At 50.3% G+C, this 23,165-nt stretch carries 22 protein-coding genes and 3 pseudogenes; 1 reads left to right on the top strand and 24 read right to left on the bottom strand.

The features are described 5' to 3' along the window. Window positions 1–378, top strand: a 378-nt coding sequence (locus tag G7Y52_RS11920) for a transposase (protein ID WP_165072218.1), incomplete at its 5' end; no start/stop codon positions are given. Window positions 379–423: 45 nt separating this feature from the next. Here G7Y52_RS11920 and G7Y52_RS11915 read toward each other — a convergent pair. The 24 genes and pseudogenes from G7Y52_RS11915 to G7Y52_RS11815 form a co-directional block, all read right to left on the bottom strand. Further along, complete coding sequence (locus G7Y52_RS11915; protein ID WP_165072216.1) at window positions 424–1,326, bottom strand: hypothetical protein; 903 nt, start codon at window positions 1,324–1,326, stop codon at window positions 424–426. 71 nt (window positions 1,327–1,397) lie between these two features. Next, window positions 1,398–2,411 (bottom strand): GDP-mannose 4,6-dehydratase, encoded by a 1,014-nt coding sequence (locus G7Y52_RS11910; protein WP_165072214.1) that lies wholly within the window; start codon window positions 2,409–2,411, stop codon window positions 1,398–1,400. Then, window positions 2,404–3,339, bottom strand: a complete 936-nt coding sequence (locus tag G7Y52_RS11905) for an NAD-dependent epimerase/dehydratase family protein (RefSeq protein WP_206215286.1) — start codon at window positions 3,337–3,339, stop codon at window positions 2,404–2,406. Before G7Y52_RS11905 ends, G7Y52_RS11910 begins: the two co-directional genes overlap by 8 nt. 137 nt (window positions 3,340–3,476) lie before the next feature. Then, complete coding sequence (locus G7Y52_RS11900; protein WP_165072210.1) at window positions 3,477–4,337, bottom strand: methyltransferase domain-containing protein; 861 nt, start codon at window positions 4,335–4,337, stop codon at window positions 3,477–3,479. Between the two features lie 95 nt (window positions 4,338–4,432). Then, window positions 4,433–5,689, bottom strand: a complete 1,257-nt coding sequence (locus G7Y52_RS11895; RefSeq protein ID WP_165072208.1) for a hypothetical protein — start codon at window positions 5,687–5,689, stop codon at window positions 4,433–4,435. A 6-nt stretch (window positions 5,690–5,695) separates the two neighbouring features. Beyond that, window positions 5,696–7,084 (bottom strand): MBOAT family protein, encoded by a 1,389-nt coding sequence (locus G7Y52_RS11890; RefSeq protein ID WP_165072205.1) that lies wholly within the window; start codon window positions 7,082–7,084, stop codon window positions 5,696–5,698. Between the two features lie 21 nt (window positions 7,085–7,105). Next, entirely contained in the window at window positions 7,106–7,621 is a 516-nt protein-coding gene (locus tag G7Y52_RS11885) for a class I SAM-dependent methyltransferase (RefSeq protein ID WP_346773714.1), read from the bottom strand. After that, window positions 7,621–7,761: a hypothetical protein gene (locus G7Y52_RS11880; protein ID WP_165072201.1), complete on the bottom strand. Its 141-nt coding sequence runs from the start codon at window positions 7,759–7,761 to the stop codon at window positions 7,621–7,623. Before G7Y52_RS11880 ends, G7Y52_RS11885 begins: the two co-directional genes overlap by 1 nt. Further along, a complete protein-coding gene (locus tag G7Y52_RS11875; RefSeq protein ID WP_206215285.1) occupies window positions 7,758–8,888 on the bottom strand; it encodes a glycosyltransferase in 1,131 nt (376 codons plus the stop codon). The genes G7Y52_RS11880 and G7Y52_RS11875 overlap by 4 nt, the downstream gene beginning before the upstream one ends. Window positions 8,889–8,917: 29 nt before the next feature. Then, window positions 8,918–9,844: a hypothetical protein gene (locus G7Y52_RS11870; RefSeq protein ID WP_165072197.1), complete on the bottom strand. Its 927-nt coding sequence runs from the start codon at window positions 9,842–9,844 to the stop codon at window positions 8,918–8,920. A 49-nt stretch (window positions 9,845–9,893) separates the two neighbouring features. Continuing rightward, on the bottom strand, window positions 9,894–13,727 hold the full coding sequence (locus G7Y52_RS11865) for a glycosyltransferase (RefSeq protein WP_165072195.1): 3,834 nt from the start codon (window positions 13,725–13,727) through the stop codon (window positions 9,894–9,896). Window positions 13,728–13,733: 6 nt separating this feature from the next. Beyond that, window positions 13,734–14,168, bottom strand: coding sequence for a hypothetical protein (locus G7Y52_RS11860; RefSeq protein ID WP_165072193.1), 435 nt, complete (start codon window positions 14,166–14,168; stop codon window positions 13,734–13,736). Then, window positions 14,155–14,322, bottom strand: coding sequence for a hypothetical protein (locus tag G7Y52_RS15040; protein ID WP_206215284.1), 168 nt, complete (start codon window positions 14,320–14,322; stop codon window positions 14,155–14,157). The genes G7Y52_RS11860 and G7Y52_RS15040 overlap by 14 nt, the downstream gene beginning before the upstream one ends. Continuing rightward, complete coding sequence (locus tag G7Y52_RS15035; protein ID WP_206215283.1) at window positions 14,307–14,741, bottom strand: aldo/keto reductase; 435 nt, start codon at window positions 14,739–14,741, stop codon at window positions 14,307–14,309. Before G7Y52_RS15035 ends, G7Y52_RS15040 begins: the two co-directional genes overlap by 16 nt. Then, window positions 14,738–16,594, bottom strand: coding sequence for a glycosyltransferase family 4 protein (locus G7Y52_RS11850; RefSeq protein WP_206215282.1), 1,857 nt, complete (start codon window positions 16,592–16,594; stop codon window positions 14,738–14,740). Before G7Y52_RS11850 ends, G7Y52_RS15035 begins: the two co-directional genes overlap by 4 nt. Then, complete coding sequence (locus G7Y52_RS11845) at window positions 16,591–17,490, bottom strand: class I SAM-dependent methyltransferase (protein WP_165072189.1); 900 nt, start codon at window positions 17,488–17,490, stop codon at window positions 16,591–16,593. Before G7Y52_RS11845 ends, G7Y52_RS11850 begins: the two co-directional genes overlap by 4 nt. Window positions 17,491–18,227: 737 nt before the next feature. Beyond that, window positions 18,228–18,593 (bottom strand): helix-turn-helix domain-containing protein, encoded by a 366-nt coding sequence (locus G7Y52_RS15030; protein ID WP_206215281.1) that lies wholly within the window; start codon window positions 18,591–18,593, stop codon window positions 18,228–18,230. A gap of 36 nt (window positions 18,594–18,629) precedes the next feature. Then, complete coding sequence (locus tag G7Y52_RS11835) at window positions 18,630–18,980, bottom strand: UDP-N-acetylglucosamine 2-epimerase (RefSeq protein ID WP_241159725.1); 351 nt, start codon at window positions 18,978–18,980, stop codon at window positions 18,630–18,632. Then, window positions 18,940–20,520 (bottom strand): polysaccharide deacetylase family protein, encoded by a 1,581-nt coding sequence (locus G7Y52_RS11830; RefSeq protein ID WP_165072187.1) that lies wholly within the window; start codon window positions 20,518–20,520, stop codon window positions 18,940–18,942. Before G7Y52_RS11830 ends, G7Y52_RS11835 begins: the two co-directional genes overlap by 41 nt. Then, on the bottom strand, window positions 20,490–21,380 hold the full coding sequence (locus G7Y52_RS11825) for an SIS domain-containing protein (RefSeq protein WP_241159724.1): 891 nt from the start codon (window positions 21,378–21,380) through the stop codon (window positions 20,490–20,492). The genes G7Y52_RS11830 and G7Y52_RS11825 overlap by 31 nt, the downstream gene beginning before the upstream one ends. After that, a complete protein-coding gene (locus tag G7Y52_RS11820; protein ID WP_165072185.1) occupies window positions 21,358–22,515 on the bottom strand; it encodes a glycosyltransferase family 4 protein in 1,158 nt (385 codons plus the stop codon). Before G7Y52_RS11820 ends, G7Y52_RS11825 begins: the two co-directional genes overlap by 23 nt. A gap of 13 nt (window positions 22,516–22,528) precedes the next feature. After that, window positions 22,529–22,691, bottom strand: a pseudogene (locus G7Y52_RS15340) (magnesium transporter); the annotation flags it as partial. A gap of 50 nt (window positions 22,692–22,741) precedes the next feature. Beyond that, window positions 22,742–22,855, bottom strand: a pseudogene (locus G7Y52_RS15570) (hypothetical protein); the annotation flags it as partial. 182 nt (window positions 22,856–23,037) lie between these two features. Beyond that, window positions 23,038–23,165: pseudogene (locus tag G7Y52_RS11815) on the bottom strand (IS481 family transposase); the annotation flags it as partial.

Raw genomic sequence — 23,165 nt, 5'->3', positions numbered from 1 at the left:
GCGTCCCCTGAATGTGCCCTGATATTCAGTCTTTCCCCCGGCAATGCGGGAGATGCGCCTCAAGGCAGAAAACTTCTGGAAGCCCTCGGCCCTGCGCCTGCGCCTTGCAGTCTCCTTATGGACAGAGCCTACGAAGGCAACGAAACACAACAATTGAGTCGTCGTCTGGGCTATGCGCCAGTAGTCCCTCCCCATCCCTTGCGGCGTAAGCCTTGGAATTATGACAAGGAATTATACAAAAAACGCAATGAAGTTGAGAGACTGTTTCGACGCTTGAAGGGCTACAGGCGCATAGCAACCCGCTATGATAAGCTTGACGCCTTGTTTCTTGGCTTCATTCTGTTTGCCCTCATCGTTGAAGCGCTTAGAGAGTGTTAACAGGCCCTAATTGGCTCGCTGACCTCAATGAAATATTTATATCACTTATTTTATATTTTTTTTAATATAATTACAGGTGTATTCAAAATCCCACGGCAATTCAGATCGGCCTTTCAAACTTTCAATTATAGATAATGATTTATCATATTCTTTTTTTTCAAAATACATAAAAGCTCGAGCCATTTCCATGTGATTCCTGTATTTGTTGTCAAGCAGGTAAAAATATTCGCTAATGAAATTATCAATAGCATCAACTGGAAAGCAATCATATGGATCAATATTTAATACATCCTCAGGTATCGATTTTTTATACAGAAAAACAAATGAACCATAATAGACTGATCCAACTGGGTAAAAGTAGTCTTTTAAATATCCCATTGTAGTATGAATATACGGATGCCAGGAATGAAAATAATCTTGCTGTATCAAAACCGATTGGCCCGGTATAAGATTTGCAAATAATTTTTGCATTTTGTGGTTTATTGATTGCGTTTTACAAACGTCCAAAAACATGATTTCAATGGGATCAGGATAGGTTTTTTCAAGTATATCGCCCTGATTAAAGATGATATGTTTTTTTTGAGGCATTTTTGAAATATTATTTTCTATTATATCAATAAACGAATCACCTCTTTTCTTTCTAACTTTATAATTATCATATATAAATTGAGTCACATAATCATCATCGGCAATTCCCAATTCATATGAATACACAACATCTTTATTTTTTAATTTACCTGCTCTGTCATTCAAACCTTTGGCAAAGCAATCTGTGCACCCTCCAAGACAAATTCCCGCATCAAATATTGAACCGATTTCTGAATAGTAATCTTTAGCCAAAAGATACAGAAACATCTGTTCCTGTGGCTGGAGCATTGTCGGTATCTCTGTTACCGAATTCCGGTTTTCATTTGCAACTTGGACAATTGCTTTGACTTTTTCAAGCATGGGAATGCCTCCTAGTCATTTTTACAGGGTTGATTGGATATTTGATTGGTCAATCTCTACAATACAGGGCGTTATCTTGCAAGTTCCACCCCCTCCTTTTTGACACGGCTTCTCCAGTAATCAAGCAGATCGCGCATGGTCGTTTCAAAAGGTATCAAAGGCTCCCAGCCTGTATGAGCCCGAAATTTTGAAGTGTCAGGCACTTGGAGATCAGCGTCAATGGGACGCAACCTTTCCGGATCCGTTTCGATTGCGATATCCTTTCTTGCTGAAAAATCCAGAAGCGTGTCAAGCATATCGCGCACGGAACAGACATGCGAGCCCCCGATATTGTAATAGGCTCCCTTTTGGGGGTCGACGGTCACAAGCATGTAATAGGCCCGCACTGCATCCCGGACATCGGCCCATGTGCGCAGGGAATCAAGGTTTCCCGTTTTGACGACCGGTGGCAGGTAACCGGCTTCAATGAGAGCGATTTGCTTGGCAAAGGTGGATTCTGCAAAGACATCCCCGCGCCTCGGCCCTGTATGGGTGAACATGCGGGTTGTCATTACGGTCATTCCGTAAGCCTCGGCATAATAACGGCCCAGAAGATCCGTACCGACTTTGGAAATGGCATAGGGAGATGCCGGATGAAATGTGCATTCCTCGTTGATGGGGAGCCTCTCGCGGGGGACGCGGCCAAAAACCTCCGAGGATGCGCAGACATGAATGACAGGAGAAGTGTGCACGTTGTGACGAATGGCTTCGAGCAGGCTTGCCGTGCCGTTTATGTTTGTCGCAAGGGTATCCAGGGGGGCGTCAAAACTTGTGCGGGGAAAGCTCTGGGCTGCCAGGTGAAAAACGTAATCAGGCTGGATGTCTCCCACTGCCTTCTGAAGGGAGATGGGATCGTTCAGATCACCATAGGTCAAAAAAACTCGATTTCGGTTGTTAATGAGATCAAGGTGATGGCGAATGTTGTCAAGCGGACTGCGCCAGCGCAACAGACCGTAGATGTCCCAGTCGGTGTTTTCCAGAAGATAGTCAAGGAGATGCGAACCAACCATGCCGGTAATACCGGTGATGAATGCCTTTTTAGTCATTTTGCAGTTCTCCTTTTAGGATTGCGTTTCGATAAACTTCAGTGAGCAGGTGAGGGGAGCGTTGCATAAGAGAGGTAAGAAGGGAGACATCAAGGGAAATTTTTTTTGGACGTACCGAAAAAAAGCCATCAGGCGCAGGAATCTCACGGACGGAAAGATTTGGCGCGACGGCGTCCCTATAGGCTTTCGCCATCTCAAGGCGCGTCACACAACTTTTGCCTGCCAGATTGACTGCCGGCGGCAATGGGCACCCTGTCTGCGCCAGCCGTGTCAGGGTGAGCACGGCTTCCACAACATCCTCCACTCCGATCATGTTGCGTGCGTATTCAGCAAACACTTCGGCTATGTTGCCTGTTCGGGCGCATTCCTGCAGATATGTTGTTACACCATCCGCAGGTGAAACTACATAGGAAAGGCGCAAGGCAGTAAAGCCGGCGGTTCTGCAAAAACGAGTTTCTACAGCAGCCTTCATACGACCGTACGGCTCCTCGGCCTTGAGAGAGGCGGATTCGTCAAGAGGGCCATCCTGGTTGCCATACACTGTGTCAGAAGAAAAAAACAGGACTCTAGCGCCTGCTGAAAGCGCCCTTTCAATGAGCGCCCCGGTATTTTCAACGTTTATGCGCCATGCCTCTCTGGGATTGCGGGCGCAGTCTCCAGGTTTTGAAAGAGCCGCCAGGAAGATCAGGATATCTCCTTTGGCAAAATGCACTTTATCTTGAGCCGGAGGGTTCTTCAAATCATGGACGAGCGTGGACGATCCAAGGCGCGAGGCAATGCGGACTGCTCCGAGTTTTTCAAGGGGAGGCCACAGAAAGCGGCCTATGCCCCCCCCCATGCCGTTTGCAAAAATGGTCATTTTTAATTCTTGCCCGGTTTGTTGTTGGAGCAAAATGCGGATGCAAGCATAAAATTTTTTAAGCCTCATAGGGAGGTTTAAATAGCCTCATAGGGAGGTTTAAATGTTGAGAGGGGAAACACCCTTTTTCTATTAAATTTCTATATTTTCAATGCCTACAGACCGTAGATTGTAAAGATTTTTGAGGGAAGAGGAGAAAGAGACGTTCACACGTAGAGGGCTGGGTAGCCGGATTTTGGCAATGAAAGCTTCTGTGCCAGGATGAGTATATTGTCCCCCCGGTATTCAATGGAATAGCCGTTATCAGTTATCAGGGTCTTGATGTCCTTCAGAGCCTTCAGATCCGTGTCCGAAGAGAAAGAATTCACCGTTTTTATGCAGACTGGCTTGAAGCCCGCATGCTCCAGAAATTCATTCAAGGTGGGAATCGAATATTCTCTGGTATGTATAGCTGACGGATCATTTCGAATGTTAAATTCAGGACAAACCATGGGAATAGCGCCTGTCAGAATTTTTTTAACATTCCCCAGGCAGTTCACGTTAGGCGTTGTTAACAGGAGCATGCCATAGGGCCGGGTTAGGCGGTTGATTTCTTTCAGAAGAAAATAGGGATTATGATTCAGATGTTCGATGACTTCCATGCAAAGCACAAAATCAAAGAAATTGTCCGCGCATGGGAACAACTCTGACTGGAAATCAAGATTGAATTTCTTATAGGAATATTTTTCGCATAATACGTCATTTTCTATAAAATACTCATCAATTTTCTTATCTCCTGGGAATACCCCTGTCCCAAAAACATTTTTGTAGTGACATACATGCTTAAGATAGTGAAGAAAGAGCGATCCGATTGAACCAAGCTCAAGGGCACTCCCCTTTTCAGTCTTTACTCTAAACGCATCATGTGTAGCAGTTCCGACTTGATCTGACAGCAGGCTCAACTCTTCGGAAACCGCAGAGTAATTTTTTATAAACGGGACGGTATGAAGAAATCTTTTTTCTTGAACGCGATAATAGGCAGGCTTCCAGTCGTCATAAAAATTTATATGCTTTTCAAGAATATCCATAAACTCCGAAATTATTCCCTTATCACACTCACTCATCATTGTGACCTCCTTCCATCGTACAGCTAGAGCAGATTATCTTTGACTTTTTATGAAAGTCAAAGGTAATCTGCTCTAGTACACATTTTATCCCGATTGTGGAGATGTTTTTTATTGCCCGATTTAAGACTTTTGAATGCCGGTCTTGCTATGGGCCAGAAATAGTTGTGGGAAACGAAAATAATTGCGTCAGGTTGGAACTCATCCCGAATTTTTCGTAAAATCGTCTCTACCTGATCTTTGTGCTGTCTTTCAATCCCCCAATAGTCAACAGTCAACACATTTTTATATATGCGGGAGAGAGGCAGACCAAGAGCTGCATTAAAGCTATCCCCTATCACGAGTATGTTTTTCGGAATACCTTTCTCATTTGCCCAGTAAGCGGCAGCCTGCAAGTCACCGAGCAGGGATAAGGACGGAGGAGGGGATTTGAAATTATAATGAACAAGGGGAAATTCATGCAGAAATTCTTCCGTCGGGCATAAATCGTTTTCATTATGCATAACAAAGCCCATTAAATGACTCAAATCGGAAGTGGTAACACAAGGTCTGAAAGCATCACCGGAACTGGGCCGCGGTGGATCATCCCCCAGAAGTTCCGCCAGACGTCCGGCAACAAGGACGGTGAACGGGGATACGCTCCAATGGAAATTCTTTTGGGGATAGACATGATGCAGTTTTGAAAGCCTAACCGCCTCTTCCAGGGGATAAAGAAAACTTCCCACAGCCGGGGGGTGTTCCTTCAAGAAATTATTTAGTGCCTCCGTAATCGGCGGATTTTCCACTTTCTTTTTATCGATCATTTTTTGTAAAAAATCCGGCAAATCGCCAAAACGCAAAACCGGCGAGGTCGGAACGGCAAGAAATAATGTTTTAACTCCGGCCTCCCCAATCCATGCCCAAGCATCCTCAATCAGTTTTTTTTGCAATTTTACAGAGTTTTCCCAATCCTGTTCACCGCCAAAGGCGGATAAAATATCATCATGACGCACCTTGGCATGAGACGCAGCCGTCAGGAACACAGTTCCGTTTTTACCAAGGGCAATATTGTCCACAGGCGAAACTCCGAAAACAGATGCGAAAGTTTTATTATAGAAGCTGATGAGCTCTTGCCGGAAGCCGATTCTGTCATTAAACCATGTTTCAAACCGACCTGTAAAAGTTTTCAAATCGGAAACAGCGGCTGGAAATTCCGGGAATTTTTCCTTCATCCGGTTTTCACTGGATACACCGCTTGAAAAGTCAAAAAAAACCAGTGGGCAGAGAATGATCGCCCCGAAAAACAGAAAAAAGAATATTTTTTTGATGCTCATCATTTTGTCTCAAAAACGGAAATATAAAAACGGGTTGAAGTCGGAATTGATAAGAAAGACGACTGAAAACAACAGACAGAGCAAGGCTGCGCAGTCATAAAACATGTCATGGCGTAAAAAAACTGTTTCCATTCGCAACATAATGGGCGGCAGACAGCCAATTATGGCGCAAATGTAAATAAATATGGTGAAATTATTGAACAATTCCAAAAAAAGGGGCGATAGTGCAGGATGCGTGAAGTTAAAAAGTGTTTCAATGCAAGCCCAGGCCTCCCGCATGTTTTCACATCTGAAAACCACCCAGCCGATCAGGACAGCAATGATTACATAGAAGTGCCTTACAAAACTGGGGAATTTGAGGGGTTTGCCTCTGAACATGCGTTCCAGAACAAGGAACATGCCATGCCAAAGCCCCCAGACAAGAAAGGTCCAGTTGGCGCCGTGCCAAAAACCTGTGGCGCAAAAAACCAAAACCAGGTTGCGCAATGTTTTGCCATGCCCCTTGCGGTTTCCGCCAAGAGGAATGTACAAATAGTCCCTGAACCAGCTGGAAAGGGAAATATGCCAGCGACGCCAAAAATCAGACATTGAGGTGGCGAAATACGGGAAATTGAAGTTTTCGGGAAACTGGAACCCCAACGCCTTGCCAATGCCAATGGCCATTGTCGAGTATCCTGCAAAATCATAATAGATCTGGAGCATATAGGCTGATGCGCCTAGCCATGCCAAAGGCATTGACAAATCCGGGGTTGAAAATGCCAAGTCTGCCACCTTGCCAAGGGGATTGGCAATGATAACCTTTTGCGCAAGTCCGATGCAAAAAAGGCGCAGACCGTCCCGGATGGCCTGCGTCGATACTTTGCGCTCATTGATCCGCGTTTCAATGCTTTTGTAACGGACAATGGGCCCGGCAATGAGCTGTGGAAACAAGGCAATGTACATACCAAGAGATATGAAGTTCTTTTGCGCAACCGCCTCTCCCCGGTAAATGTCAACCAAATAGGATATTCCCTGGAATGTGAAAAAGGAAATCCCGATTGGAAGCCAGATTTTGGGGATTTCAAAAGGCACAAAGCCGATTTTGGTAAAAAAGGGCATCAGCGCATCAAGAAAGAAGACCGTGTATTTGAAATAAAAAAGGAGCAGAAGATTGACCAAGATTCCGCATGTCAGCACGGCCTTGCGGCAATGGTTTGGCGCTGCCAGCAGAAGACCCGTTCCATAGTTAAGGCAGATTGAAACAATCAGCACAAAAAGGAAGGATGGCTCACCCCATGCGTAAAAAAAGAGAGAGGCAAAAAATAGAAACGAATTGCGCCAGCTCTCCCTGAGCAGGGAATGAAGCAAAAGCACAAAGGGCAGAAAAAGAAAGATAAAGACAAGCGAGCTGAAAAGCATGGTAGTTTTGCAATATGCTGATTACTTAAACGAGTTCCAGCCGGTTATCAGAATCGCGCCCTCGCTGGACTCAATATATACGCCGTCCTCATTGGGTTTTCCTGGTTCCGTCATCTTCAAGCCTGTGGGGACAAGGCGGACATCCTTGCCGAAAACCTCATATATCGCGCGATCAACTGCTCCCAGATGCGGAGGATCCTCCGCACGTCGCATTGAAAAATCATGAAAAATAAACATACGACATTTGTCATGCACATCTTTGAGGGCAAGACAGTCTTTCTTACAGCCTGCATATGAATGATCGGCATCCAGAACGAGCGCCACAACATTGTCCGGAAATTCTCCTGAATCCATGTAATTCGCCAGTGTGCCGTTAAAATAGACGACACCAAGATCGGGGTAGAGCTTATCAACAAGATTTTTTGCATGGGAAAGCATGGCGGCGTCCAGGTCAATCACAATCAGTTTTTTGGAAAACCATTGCGCAAGAGTGGCGTATTGTAAAGTAAGGCCCCCACGCCAGCAGCCAACCTCAATTATGCACTCACCGGCATTGATATTGCTAAAAATGGCGTAAACAACATCATCCTGATATGCAATGGTGGATGTGAACCGGACTGATTGTTCCAGCCATGTTCACGAGCGCGTTGCAGCTCCGTGGCGGGTAAATATTTCATGACTCGTGCTCCATTATCCCCGTTTTCTCCAGAATGGCTTTAAATCTTTTTGAACACGCCTCAATGCCAAATTTCTTATGTATGACCTCCTTGCCGTTGTCCGACAGTCTTTTCCACAATTTCTCATCGGAATGCAGACGTTCAAGACTGTCGGCAAACATCCGTTCGTCCCTGGCAATGAGCACATGTTTTTCATTTTCAAGTTGCATGCCTTCCACGGCCATTGGGGTGCATACGTTTGGGAGTCCAGCCCCAAGCGTCATGCCGATTTTACCCTTTATACCGGCGCCATAGCGGAGGGGGGCAATCGCCACGGTCGCGGATTGCAGAAGCGGAGTCAGATCTTCAACATGGCCCAGATAGGAGATGCCTGGTCTTCTATCAAGCTCCGTGATTTCCGGAGGCGCAAAGCCGCCAACAAGGTATAATGGCACGGTCGGGAAACGTTTGCGGAAGAGAGGCCATATGCAGTCTGCAAACCACAGGATACCATCAACATTGGGTTGATGTCCGTATGAGCCAACGAACAGAATACCGTTTCGTCCAGAAAAGGGTTCAGTCTTTTCAATAAGCCCGGAATAGAGACAGTTGAAGGAATGCACCGGGAGCCTGTGCCCGACGGCTTTCTGTAAAATCTGCTTCTCCGTATCGCTGATGACGATGACATGGTCAGCCTTCATGGCGATATCCAGCTCCTGGCTTCTTGCTTCCGAAGCCTTGGCGTCAGCCTGTGGGGCGTGCAGAAGCTCTTTTTCCCTTTCCAGGCGCACAAAAGTCAGATCCGCCGCATGATATATTATTTCAGCCTGCGGATTTTCTTTTTTGACGATGTCAATGAGGATATGCGCAAGCCAGAGCGGCTGAAGATAAAAAATGGAAAACTCCCCTGCAAATCGTCTGAGATAGTCTGCCGGGGTGCCATGGACGGCGCGTTCGTAATCAAGCCTGACGCCCAGGGCTTTCAGATCGCGTCCGTATTTCTCCGGCCACGTGTCCATTCCGGGCAGAAAAGTGACATCGAACCCAAAGGATGCAAGATCTCGGCAAATATGGAATGTTGTGTGATCAGCGGCCACCATGTCATGATGTGGCACCCTGGTGTCCGTAATCAGGATCTTTTTCTTCATGTACGGGTCATCCAAAATGTTTCCAGTTCTCAAGCTTCACGGAGATCTTTTCTCTCAAGCGGCTTTTTGCGCAGCAGCATGGGCAGTCCAATATGGCGCTCATAGCCGTTGGCGAGCAACTTTCCCCTGTATACCTCCAGCAACGCCGGAATATCCCCCAGATCCTCCTCCCTGTATTCCTGGGGCGGTTTTTTTAATGCGCACGGCTCCTCCAACTTGATGCAGCTGAAATGAAAAAAACGCAGGGGAACGCTGTTTGAAAACCATCTGTCATTGATTATCTCCACTTTTCTGTGGCGGATGTTCCAGTAGGCGACGTTATAGCCGTCATGCCTGAGGATGCATAAATCGTTTGTAAAACCGGGTAGGAGGTTGAGCCATTTTTGATCGCCAAAAACATCAAGAGTCGGATCTTCCATGGCATATTCCTCGAGCCAGTCGCTCCACCAGTTCAACAAATCAATGCTTTCCTTTCCGCCTGAAAAATAGGCAAAACCAAGGTTGAATGTGCCATATTTCAGAAGTTCAAGCTCCTTGTAGCAGGTTCTGCCCTCACACCGGTTAAGATGCGGGGTCAGAACGATGCCCTTGCCGGCATTGACAATCTCCTCCAGCTCCGCAAAAGGACTGAGGGCGTAAATGTCATTGTCAAGGTAGATGACGCCGTCAAAACCGGTTGCAAGAACATGCCTCATGGCATGCGGCTTGAGGGAAACGCACAATTCGGTATTGGTATAGCGATTGATCATGCCGTCAAGTCCAGGAATCCCCAACTTCCTCACCGGTATGACTGTAACATCCCCGCAAGAGCAATCTCCGACAGGCTCGTCTACCAGCACCAAGAACATGCGCATGCCTGGATAAAAGCAGCGCATTGACTGGAACATGGTGCGCGCGAACGGCAGATGTGAGCGGGTAACGGTGCTGACAAGCGCGATGTTTCTGTTGAAAGCCATGTCTTCTCTTTTCTCCATTCATCCAGAGCAGGGATTTGATGGCAGCGCCCTATTGCACGAAGCAGGGTTGCTCTTCAGGAATAAGAAGCTTGTATGTGTCAATTATCCTTGAAAAATATGGACTGTAATATCTGTCTGGAAAAAAATGTTTCCAGCGTTTGTAAAAATACGCCATTTCTTTACGCCCCCTGATTATGGACGCTTCGTCCACATCCTTGCCTCGTGAAGCTCCTTCATGATGGATAAGGCTTGCGTGAGGAGTATAAATATTTGTAAAACCAGCCTCTAACAGACGACAGCAAAGGTCAACGTCATTATAGGCCACTGGCAGATTTTCCTCGTCGAAACCGCCTACCATAAAAAACTTTTTTTTCTCCAGCAAAAGGCATGCGCCGGTTACCGCGCTTGTTTCGCGCACAACCTGAGCCTGTGCGAAATACTCTTCCGTATCAGCGGGTAGACCTTTGAAAGATTCCCGTGCAATATGATCCCTGTCAAGAAGGACAATTCCTGCATGCTGTATTGTTCTGTCTGGATAAAGAAGTTTTGGCCCCACGGCACCAACTTTCTTCCGGGTCGCATGTTTCATCATTGTTGTCAGCCAGTCAGGCGAAAGGACAGACGTATCGTTATTTAAAAAAAGAAGATATTCACCAGTGGCATTTCTGGCGGCAATATTGTTCAGGCGTGAATAATTAAATGCGCCGTCAATTCGTAAAATTTGAACGTTTGGTTTGTCGGCGCAATAACTGTAAAGAGACTTGACCGATCCCTCGCTGCTGGCGTTATCCACAAGAATGACGTCAATCCTTGGATAATCCGTCTTTTCAAGTACGCCTTCCAAACAGACCCTGGTAAGCCCTGTGCGATCCCGAAAAGGAATTATGCATGTAACGGAGGGCAAGGTTTCAGGCAGGCCATACTCAACCCTCGTAAAGCCCCAGACTCCGGATGACAAATTCGCATGCTCCCCTTTTGCGGCGAGATGATCGGCTACACACCACTGCCGCGCAGAATCGCATTTAGCGGCTTGTGTGCCGGACATGCTTTCCAAGCCGCTGAAATGGCGCCAGTGATAAAGGATGCGTGGGATATGGCGGATTTCAGCATTCCCGCAAAGGCGTGAAATGCGCAATATAAGATCATGATCCTGCGCTCCATCTGCCATTGATCGAAACCCGCCAACTTTCCGAACCAAATCAGCCTGGCAGACCAGCAAATGACAGAGATAGTTCTGCGCAAGACAAAGCTCTTCATTCCAGCCACCTTTGAAATAGGGGGAATGCCGTCTGCCATTTGCATCCAGATGATCCATATCGGAATAGATGATAGCCACCCCGGGAAAGGTAACAATTTCTTTTGCAACCCAGTAAAGGGCATCTTGCGACAGGAGATCATCATGATCCATAAATGCGATGTGACTTCCCTTGCATTTGGGTATGGCCACATTGGCAGCCAATGATGGGCCCATATTTTTGTTGAGAAAAAACGGCTTGATTCTTGGGTCGCTGACCGCGTACTCGTTTAAGATTTCGCGTATTTTGTCGTCTGTGGACGCATCGTCTATAATCAGAAGCTCCCAGTTTTCATAAGTTTGGGTTCTGATGGAATCAATGGCTGCCCGCAAATAATCTGGAAAGGTATTCCAGGTCGTCATCAGGATGGACAAAAATGGTGGTTTTGGCCAAGAAGCTATCTCTTTTTTCTGTATCAATGTCAGATCTGGCGGGTTATCCTCAAAACGCCGGATCCAATCTCGATATGTGCGATCTTCTCTTATTCTGTCTGAAATTAGCCGGTTCTCAACCTGCTCCAAAAGTTTGGAAATGCCATATTCTGCCCGTTCCTCGCAGATGGCTCGCAAAAGCCGGTTTTGCTCCCCCAGCGCATGGCGAATATCAGAACATGTGAAAAAATCAAGGATTGAGGAGACGATTTCCCCGGCATCCAGGTCGCTGTTTATCCAGACAGTGTCCGGGCAATCCACCATTTCCCAGGCATGCCATGTGCCAATTACGGGAATGCCCCATGAAATGGCCTCAAGGATACGCGTTCCGTTTCCCCAGTCGCCTCTCAGAGTGGAGGGAAAGACGGCAAGGCAAAATTCCACACCTTTATCCGCGCTGATATTCTCTGAAGAAACAATTTCTACAAAAGGCAGACTGAACGCCTCCGCTTCTTCCGGCGTAAGCCTGTCAAGCAAGGTGTCTGGCTGCAGTGAACATGTCACGGTAAAATCCATTTTTTCCTGGTCGCGCCTTGCGGCAAGGGCTGCCAGGCATTGTGCCGCAAAACGTGTATCTCCGGAATTGTTGCGCACTTCGAGCCAGATGCGACGTGGATTTCTATTACCAAATTGAGTCGGCGTTGAGCTGACAGGAATTGGAGGAATGACAATTGAAGAATCAATTTCCAAAATATTTGCGCAAAAATCTGCTTCTTTTTTATTATGGACTATAATGCTGTCCGCACGCTTAAGATAAAATTTTTCGAAAATCCTCCATGCAGGAAATGACCTTGCGAGATTTTCCTTTTCGGCACCAGGCTGGTTGTCAAGGACTCCATGGACATGAATGGCTTTATGTATATTGGCGGGAATATACTCAAGCAGCTTGGAATGAAAGGAATAGCCGCAAATGACAAGATCAACATCATGCTTGAGGCAAAGCCCGTTGATCTGCTCACCCAGACCATCCGGATAATAGTTGTCCTGATATGCCAGCCCATGCGTGGGGACTGTTTGCAGTTGCAGATATTCGATGGACGCGAAGGCATCGGAAATCGCCGGGTCAAGTGGCACTTCGGATTCGGGCAACACGAGGACTGCGTGCTGTCCCTTGCGCTTAAATCTTTCACCCATGCTGGCAAGTATTTGGGCATCTCCAGTTTTGCGGATTTCATCGGCAGGGAACGGATAATAATAGAGTATGTTATATTTTTTTTGGGCGGCTCGCTTTTCAGCGGCGGGCAGCAATGTCCGGGCGCAACGGGCTCTAGCTTTGTGGAGATCCTTTTCTGGCAGAGGAGACAGATGATCCGCCTGAAATTGCTGTTGCCATTTTGCATGAAGAAGATGAGTGTTTTTTTTGATCTGCTCCACTCCTTTATTACAAAAAGTTTTGTGTCCCCAATGTATTACCCGCGAAGCCGGCTCGAAGAGCACACGGAAGCCTTCCGCCCTTGCGCGCATGGCAAGGTCGGCATCTTCACAATACCCCATGCCAAAGCGTTTATCGAAACCACCAGTGCGACGCCAAAAATCACCGCGAACCAAAATGCTGGCACCGCTGCAATAATCGACTTCACACAGATAGGAAACATGGGGTTCATAGGGAGATGCCCCGGTGCCGTAGTGACTTCCGGTTCCATCATTCCAGAGCAGCCCGCCTGCTTCTTGAACCCTGCCGGTGACATCAGTCAGCAGTGACCCCGCAATGGCGGCACGTGGGTCGTTTTCCAGAGCCATGTGAAGGGTTTCAAGCCAGCCAGGAAGCACCATGACGTCATTGTTCAAAAAAAGGATGTGCCTTCCCCGCGCAACGGCGGCTCCCGCATTGCACGCCTGCACGAATCCGGAATTTCTTTCAAGACGAAGAAGTGAAAGATTGGCAAAGTCCGCGGTCAGGGCAGCCATGTCCTCGGTGGAGGCGTCATCCACCAGTATGACTTCATAGGAGACACTCCCATCGCAGGCAGCAGCTATGGAAGCAAGACAAATCCTGCACATTTTCAGATGGTTGTGTGCGGGTATTACAATGGAGACCTGGGGGGGATTTTCTCCAGGCAGGGGAAAAGAACCCTCCACAAGCTGACAGCAAAAAGCCCCCCAGGCTGGAATTGATGGAGCCAGTTGGAAATATTTTTTCCGAGAGTCTTCTTTCAACGATTGTTACCTCTTAAGCAGGTTCAAGGGAAACGGAGCGAAGCGCGATGCCCAGCCTGCGCGTGTCGGCGCCGCCTTCCTCCGCAGGCGAGCGCAGGGGATTCTTAAGACTGATTGCGACGTGAACTCCTCATTTTCGGCAAGCCCGGCGGGAAGGTCAAGCCGTATCTCATGCTCGCCCTTGTAATTGTGGCTGTAAAGCGTTTCGCCATTGACAGAGATTGTCATGAAATCCGGCTTGTAAATATTAATCAGCAGCGTCAGCCTTTGGGCGCACGTGCTGGCCAGCGCCTTTACAGTGAAGCCGCAGGGATTGTCTTCAGACCAGCAGCCCCAGTCCTCCTGCGTTGAAAAACCGAAGCAGCGTGAAAAATGCGAACCCTCCTTTTGGAAAATGGAAAGCCAGCCAGCGGCCGCACCGGTGGAGTCAGAATGGCCCATGAGGGCCAGCTGCCTTTTGCGCATCCTCCCAGTCGGCATAGTTTATCTGCAGCTGCACGAATTGCGCCTCAGGATGCCGCGTCAGGATTTCATCCAGCTCTTCAGGCGTGCCGTGAAAGGAAAAGCCGAAATTGCGGATCAGACCATCGTCCATTTTTTGCGGCAGAAGTCCCAGATGCCCCAGGTTTCAAATACCTGTGTTCTGGAATGGCCAAGGGCGTGGAGCAAATAGAAGTCAAAATACTCGGCTCCTGTGCGGGCAAGCGAGATGTCAAACTGTTCCTGGGCATTTTCGCGGGACTTTTCCTGCCAGGCGCACATTTTGTCGGCGAGAAGCCAGGAGCTGCGCGGATGCCGATCCGTCAGGGTGCGTCGCAGGGCATCTTCGCTGCCTTCATAGTTGTATGCGGTATCGAAATAGGAGAAGCCGTTTGCGAGGAAGAGATCGACCATCCTTTCAACCAAAGGCAAGTTTATCTTGCCGCCGATTTTGGGCAGGCGCATGAAGCCAAACCCCAGCTTGCGCGCATTACCGGGGAATGTACCAGGACAGGAGTCGGTTGACCGCTTCACGATGGTTCTCCGTATTGGCTATTTGCGGAATCCAGAAAATCTCCCAAGGGCCGGAATGCCTCAAGAAAATCATATCCGCGGGAAAGCTCAAAGGCGTTTGCTGAAAGCCTTTCAAGCAGGGCGGCGTCCTGAAACGCCGTCTCCATTGCCTGAAAATACTTTTCCATATTGTCCTCAATCAGACAGTGAACGCCGTGGCGCACAGGCAGGCCCCTGAAGACCACCTCGGTGCCCAGAACCGGGCAGCCAAAGGCGAAGGCCTCTATGACCTTGTTGGTCGAGCCTGTCCCATAGGGCACGGGAGCGAGCACCAGCGTAGCGTTGCGGTACATTTCCGCCAGCGTCTCATCCGGCACATAGCCGGTGCACGTAATATTTTCCGTGGATTCGGCCGGCTCCGCGCAGTTTCCGATTATGACAAAATGCCAGGCCTTCCCGGCGGAAAGGGCCTTCCTTGCCAGCCGGCAAACATGCTGCTTGCCAATCCTGTTAAAGTTTATTCTTGAGGCCACATACAGGATGGTGATTTTCTTCAGAGTGTCCGCAACGGAATGCCTTTCGCCAAACGCTGTTGAAGTGGGCATCAGGTGATTGGCGACGCCAAGATGGGCCAATTCCTCGGATTCGCCTTTCTCAACTGTCGATACGAAATCGCATTTGGAAAGGAATGTCTTTTCATGCGCAATGAAAAAATTTTTTACTGGCGGCAGAAGGCAGCGGCTCCCCATCAAGTCCACTGTAAAGCAAAGGACGGGCAGGCCCAGAGAGGTGCCCATGGAAACAAACGGGAGCATCCAGTCCTGCTGGCAAACCGCGACAAGAGAATGGTTTTTAAGCTGCACGGCCAGCGTCCGGCGCAATTTTTTATTGAAGGCATGGGAAAAATAAAGATGCAGCAAATGAAAATCCCGCCAGGACGTATAAAGCGATTCCAGCCGGTCAAGCGCCTTGAGAAGCAGGGAGGCCGCATTGTCGTCCGGCGCATATCGGGCGCAAACAGACATTCTTTCATCCCTGAAGTCATCAGGAACGCACATGGAAACAGTATACAAGTGCTTTTCCATGGATTTGCAAAGAAGTTCCGCATAGCGGGCGGCGCCGCGGCCGGACATGGAGCCGCCCCTGTAGGCGAAGAGCACGGAATTTCCTTTCCCCGGGATATAAGGAGCGCCGAAATGCGCCCCTACGCGTTTCCTGACGGGGTCCTCCCCCTTCAGGGCTATTACCGGAAAACACAGGGCATCTATTATATTTTCAATATCCTGCGATGGCGCAAAAAGAGTGACGTTGCGGCGCAGGATAAGATAACGGGCATAGGCGAGTGCGCCATAAAATAATCTTCCGGGCGCAAAATATTCATCGCTCCCCGTCATAACGATAAAAATACGACATTTATCATCTTTTATCTGTTTTATCAGGGTAAGCGCCTGCAAGAAAGTCTCGTAGCTGTCAACATGGACAACTACAGCCCCGGGGACATCCGTAGAGAGCAGGTCACGGGCCTGGGCGGAAGCCTGATTAAAAAAAACAGGCTGGAGCAAATAGACCAGAAGCCAGGGGGGGGGTAACTCCGTGAAGAAATTCACAGTCAGCCTGCATGGGAGCGCGATAAATCGTGGGGAGAATTGTGAAAGTCTTTGCAAAAGGCGGTTTATGGCTTTTAGGAGCCAAGAGGGGAGCTTCCGCTGGACTCTCCCGGCTTGCACAAATGAGAAGTGTTTTACTTCAATCCCGCGTTCGTCAGCCAGGGAACGGATTTGCTCATGCGCATGCTCAGAGAAGGGGTTACAGCGGGGGTAGCCGATTTCAAGGAGACATTGATTGAGCGAGGTGGGGAAGTTTGGCATCATCATGCGGATATGTAGTTGCCCGAGTGGGTTTTTTGGGCTTTAATAACGAGAACATCACCATAGAAATTTTTTTCTAACTCCTTCAAAAAATTGTCCTGGATCTTCTTATCAGCATAAAGGTGCCTGACCCGATCAGGAGATTTCCATTTATCGTTTATCGAGTAGAGTTGGAGAACTTCAAATCCCGCCTTCCCCAGCATTTTATGCAGGGTATGCTTGTTAAAGTGCAAAACATGCTCATCCACCAGCCAGTCCCAGTCATTTCCGTCATAAATGTGGCTGAACGCATCCCAATTAGGCACGGCGCAAAGAATCTTTCCGCCAGGTTCGAGCACGGAAAAAATCTTATCAAGCAGCCTCAACGGCTGAGGAATGTGCTCAAGGACGTGAAGCATGACGACATAATCAAAAGAGTTTTTTCTGATGTCCGCATCAATAAAATTTTCAAAACGAATATCAAGGCCCAGCATGCGCCCCAGCAAACAATTTTTTTCAGCAATTTCATAGCCACGCACATTAATACCCCGCTTTTTCAGCGGTAACATGCAAGCGCCCCATGCACACCCTATTTCAACAAGATTTCTGATAGTGGCAATATCTTCTGCCAATAATGGCAAAAGGTATTCAGAAAAAATTTCTTCCGCTTTCGCGTGGAAATAAGTTTCCCTACCCTCCTCGATTTCCTTTATGTGTTCATCCTTCACACCAGGCCAATAATCGACGGCTGCAGCCCAATCTAAAAACTCAGTGGAATAATAATTTATTAGGGATTTTGTATCTGCACATTTTTTAAGATAAATCATGGAGCAGTCTTTGCATTGAACCAAATCCACCTTTTCTAGCTCAAAATATTCATTTCCTCCACATAAAGGACAATTTTTGATTATATTTTTATCCATTATCAGCCCTCCTATATAATAATGGATGCGATTAATTATAAGAAAGCAATCCGGTATGAGCTAATTCACTATACCATGGTATCATGAAATGAATATCTATAAAAACAGACAAAAAATTTTCACTTCCCATCACCTCTGATCCCCGATCCAGCGGCTTCCAGATTCTTTTATGATACACCTCAGAGAAGCGTTATCTGCGTAAAACACGGATCTGCGCAAAGCGCAGGGTATGCCGCACACAGGCGGGAGCAGACAATCGCTGTGACTTTGATATGTTATAGCCTATGCCGAGTCATTGTCAATCATTGACCGGTCAAGCTCCTGAAACCAGGCCAGCACGCGCGCATAAGCCTGGGATATGGATTTACCGCCAGGAGAAGGAACATAAAAAGATGAAAATATTAACTAAATAATGTTTTACTGCCATCCAGAGTTCCATTCACATGAAACCTGGCAAAAAGAGCCATCGTCAAGGCAACCATGTGCAGACTTCGTGAAACAACGACCGACGTTCGGCGGAATCTGGCAAACCAGTGACGCTGGCGACAATTGTTCCTTTCTATGCGGACTGTTCCCCCTTTCCCCTGAGCGGATCGTTTTCGCCTATCTCCAGAGGATAAACCTTCCACATGTCCGTACAGTAAAACCAGACGTGCCACTTTTTCAAGCGCCCCATCAATCCATGGAGGGTAGCCTGATCACGCCCGCCACATTCCCGGTCGATGAGTTGACCGGTATCACAACAGGCTTTCCAGATCCAAGGTTTGTTTTTTTGACTTCAGAAAGTGCCACATTTCATCAAGCTCAACAATGATGGCCTCACCAGGTTCAGGCTTTTCATAAACACGTTCCGCAAAATTTCGTACCCAACGTAAAACAGCGGGGGGTGAAACATGAAAAATTCGGGCAATGGCAGACAGGGACAGACCCATGGTATAAAGCGTGACGGCAAGGGCTTTTTCACTTGCCGGGCGGCCACGTGGAGTGGTGCGAGTACATTGAAATCCACAATTCTTGCAGCGACGCCTTTGTTTTTCCGGAATCTTTCCGCTTCGATATACCGTGTTGGCATGGCACTTGGGGCAGTCGGGCTTTGCTTCCATGTGCTCCTCCTTTTGGAGGGATAGAATACATTTACATCATATTGTTAATACACTCTCTTCAGGAAAGGGGTTGTGCATGTCGCCAGTGCGCAGGCCGGCTTCCACATGGCCCACGGGTATGCCCCGGTAGAACGCAGACAGGGCGGCGACCAGGACGGTCGTTGTCTCGCCCTGGACGAGTACTGCGTCAGGCCGAACGCGCCGAGCGTTTGCTCCAGCATTGTGCCGTGCTGGCCGCTGGAGCAAAGATGAGGAGCGAAGATCTCTCGCCGCTCCCGGAGGGTCATGATGACCGGGGCCATTTTTATGGATTCCGGCCTCGTGCCAACCATCACCATGATTTTCTTCACCGGGCGGCCGTCCTTTCCCCGGGCGCCGGATGCACACGGCAGTGGCGCCCGTGGTAGCGGCAGGCGATATCCTCCCGCGCCGGAGGCGTTTCTGACAAAATGCGGCCGTCTCTGGCCACATAGGGGCGTACCCCCGCAAGCGCCCGCACGAATTCGAAACACGCCTGCTGCGGCCAGAACCATGCCCCGTCAAAGGAACGGATGCGCTGAACGAGCTGTGCATGGGCGCGGAGTCGTTGCTCTTCGCTTGCCCAGTCATACTGGTAGCGGTCGGAAAACGGGTGATCGAGGTAGCCGAAGATGCCGCGCGCCTGATACTGCGCCTCAAAGGCCTGCATATGTGCATCGACCGTACATCCTTGGCGGCGATAACAGTCACCGTGCAGCATGGACTGCTGACTGATGCTGACGATGCCTTTCTCCGCAAAGGGCACAACGCCGGCACGCCCCAGCAGATATTCGGGATCGTTATGGATGATGCCGCCCACAAACCCCTTGTAGCCGGCCTCCTCCATAGCCCGTATGGCCGTGGGTGGATTGGTGTGGAAAGGTGACACGGCCAGCGCTGTTGCAGTGGTGTCGGCAAGGAGCGCCGCGAGGCGATCTCGCGATATCCGGGCCTCCTCCAGGGCTTGCTCCGGTGTGGCGCCCCAGTTGGCAGGATGCGTATGTGAATGGGAGAGGACGGCACCTCCCGAAGCGCTCACGGCCTGCAACAGGGCCCTGTCGTCCGGGGTCAGCTCAAGGCTGGTCTTGAGCGCCAGCGAGAAGGGCAGCCCCTCCGCCCGGTACCAATTGAAAATTCTTGTCGCCGAAGCCACGGCCTCATCGCAATCCAGGCGCATGGTGACAAGGCAGTGACAGCCGGCCGGCACCTGCTCAAGCACGGGCAGGCAGGGCATGTCATCCGGTCGCCAGTCACTGAGGAATCGCTCAATGATACTCCATTCCGTACTGTCCACAGGGCCCACAGGCCGTGCGCACCAGAGGACGGTGGCCTCAGTGGTGTCATAAAGGGTCAGATAGCTTCCGCAACAGGCCGTGGCATCGTCTTCCCCGCGGCGGCGCATGGAGGCGAGTTCCACCGCGCCAGCCGTCACATAGCCCGGAGAAACGCCCCAGGGAGAAACGTCCGCTCGGATGCGCCCGAAACCCAGGTTGTTCCATTCGTCGGCATAATCGAAACGGCAGAAGGGACGGCGGCGCAGGGAGGCCGGCAGGCCGCCCAACAGGCCGTGCGGAGAATAGGCGAGATAGCCCGGGCTTTCCGTAAAGGGCGCCTCGCCACACGCGGGCGGGCAGGCGTCGGCGTTTTCAAGGGACGCGAGGGAGGGATCGCGCGCAAGGCCGAGGTCGCCCAGCATTTCCTCCGGGGGCGCGCCGAAAACGACGGCCTTGCCGCTGAACCCTTTTTGCGGCGACCAGTGGGAACTCTCCCCGCAGAGCATGACATGCCCTCCTCCAAAGGGGATGAGGCGAGGCTCATGCCCGAGGCTGCGGCGAAAGGCTGCCGAGAGGATGGGGGCCGCCATGTCGGCTATGTCCGTTAGTGTGGCTGCGACCGCGCTTGCGTGCATACGACGTTCCCGCTGTGGCTGTTTTTGGTCAGGATCGGCCGGTTTAGAGAACCTTGAAATATAATCTCACGAGCTGCCGCGCCGCGTTTTTGGCATACCTTTGCCCCGCTGCGCGGAAACCTGCGCGTCCGGGGATGTTTTCGCGCGTGTCGTCGCGGCCGGGGGCACCCTGAAGCACCCAGGCCGGCCCTTCCTTCGCCAAAAAGATTTTCCTCCATGTCGGCGCAGAGTGCATGGTATATCTGGAGGTGCAGTTCCTGGATCCTGTATGTTTCCTGCTGGGGGACACGGATTTCCGTGTCGCTGAGCGCGGCCAGGGCGCCCCCGTTTTTTCCTGTAAACGCAAGTGTTCTGAGCCCCGATGCCCGGGCAACCTGAAACGCGCGCACCACGTTGACGGAATTGCCAGAAGTGCTGAGGCCCCAAAGGATGTCCCCGGGGCGCCCCAGGCCCAGAACCTGTTGGGCAAACACATAGTCAGCTCCGACATCATTGATGAATGCAGTATTGAGCGCAACGCCGCCGACAAGTGAAATGGCGGGAATGGCGTGTTGCAGGTGGGCGCGCATTTCGTCGGCCAAGGCGGGGAAGAGGTTGGCCAGTTTCCTGAGTTGGCCGTCCCCAAGAGTTCGAGGCAGCATAAACCCTTTCATGAGTTCACCGACGATATGTTCGGCGTCCGCCGCGCTGCCGCCATTCCCGCATACCAGGAGCTTGCCTCCTGACGTCACGCAGTCGAGGAGCTCTTTCAGAGCCCGGCAGATTTCCCTCTTCAGAGGCAGAAGGGAGGTTTCCCGGTTTACGAGTTCATTTATGTAGCGATTGCTGTATGGCATGTCAGTTCCCGGGGAGGCATTCATGTGTTTCTCCGCCTGCCGGGAAGATTCGTTTCGGCAGCACCGTTTCCCAGAAGTCATTGTTGAGGGCGCAGGTTTTCAGCGTCTGGCAGCGCGCGTGCTGGCGCAGCCTGAGCGCATCCAAGCGTTTTGGACTGCGCAGGAGTGCCGCGACGCGCCGGGCGTTTCGTTCCATATCCTCATCCTCAAGGATGAGCCCCCCGTTGCCGAGAGTTTCATTCACAGCGGGCTGACTCAACGCCAGGACAGGAATACCCTTCATCATACCCTCTACCAGTGGCACACCAAAACCTTCATGCCGGCTCACACAGAGCAGTGCCTGCGCATTGTCCAGCCATGCCAGTGCCTCTGCGTCGCTCACTTCGCCGATAAAGTGAATATTCCGCTGTGCGTCGCCCAGGGTTGACGCCAGCCGGGTGAGCTCCTGCGCGTAGGCGCCCACGCCGCCGTCGCCGCCCACGATGGCGTAGGTCAGAGATGGCATGCGCGCATGCAAGGCGGCGAAGAACTTCAGCCCCCACGCGATGTTCTTGTGCGGGACAAGCCGCCCCAGGGTGAGGACATATGGGACAGGGAACGCCGCAGTGGCTTCGCCCGTGTGCGACCTTTGGGCGAGGCGTTCAAACATTGCCGGCGTGAGCGGCGGCATTACTCCGCGCCGCGCCTCCGGCGCCATATGGGGGAGAAGCTCCTCCAGGCTCCAGGCGGAATTGGCGAAGACGGCATTTGCCCGGGAAACGAGGGGGAGCGAGGCCCGTCCTCTGTCGAGCATGTCGGCGATTCCTGTATCGTAGGGCCGGAAAAAGCGGCCAGGGGTAATGTTGTGGTAATATATGACCCGGTAGCACGGGCTTTCCATCAGGCGTGGAAGTTGCTGATCATCATTGGATAATGTGTACAGAAGGACATCTCCGGGTTCGACTGCGGAAAAAAAATCCTCATAAGTCCCGTCCACGCGTAGGGACGGGGAATGGTCCTGCGCGTATATGGCACACCCTACGCCGGCCGCCCTGGCGCGTGACGCGACGGATAACGTAAAGCTGCCTATGGCGTCATGCTCGTAGAGGCCCAGGAGGACGATGTGGAGCTTTTCCACTTTCTCCGATATGCTGCTTAGCCTTTTTTCCCGTAATACCATATGAACCCACCCATGCAAGCCCGAGAAAGATGAAGAAGCCCGCGCCGTCCGTGAGCATGGTCAGGAAGATGCTCGAGTCTGGGCAGGGTCGCGCCCGAGCGCGCGGAACAGCAGGGGGATGAGCCGCCCGCCACGGCCCCGAGGAACATGTCGCAGAGGATGGCGCCGTCCATGACGCTCTCTGTGCCTTTCCTACATAACCGGTTTTCAGGCTAACCCGCAACTCCCGCATGTGATAGCGCCATGTTGAACTTTTTGGGGAAGCGTATCTATAGTAAAAGATACCTCTTTTTCGGTAAAGATATGCCGCGCTCCCCGTTTTCCGGCCTTTGACTTTCATAAAAAGTCAAAGGTAATCTGCTCTAGTGTCTAATTGCAAAAATTCCGAGCGTTATTTCTAAGTTGGCATCCCTTGATTTCTCTTTTCATCCAGACAAATAGTTGCGCGTTTTGATTATATGACTTGTAGTAGTTCAGACTTGATCTGACAGTAGTCTCCGTTTTGATGGGTCCGTTGTCTGGTTAGTTGAGCTGCCCGACCTTTTCCTTCCAGATGGCCTTGCCGTCAAGCAGGGTTTGCATGGGCGTCCGTCCGCAACACATCTTGCCCTGGTGGCTTCGCTCCGTGTTGTACTCATTCAGCCAGGCAT

The sequence above is a fragment of the Desulfovibrio sp. ZJ200 genome, from assembly GCF_011039095.1.
GTDB lineage: Bacteria > Desulfobacterota > Desulfovibrionia > Desulfovibrionales > Desulfovibrionaceae > Desulfovibrio.
This window is presented reverse-complemented; position numbering and strand designations above follow the sequence as displayed.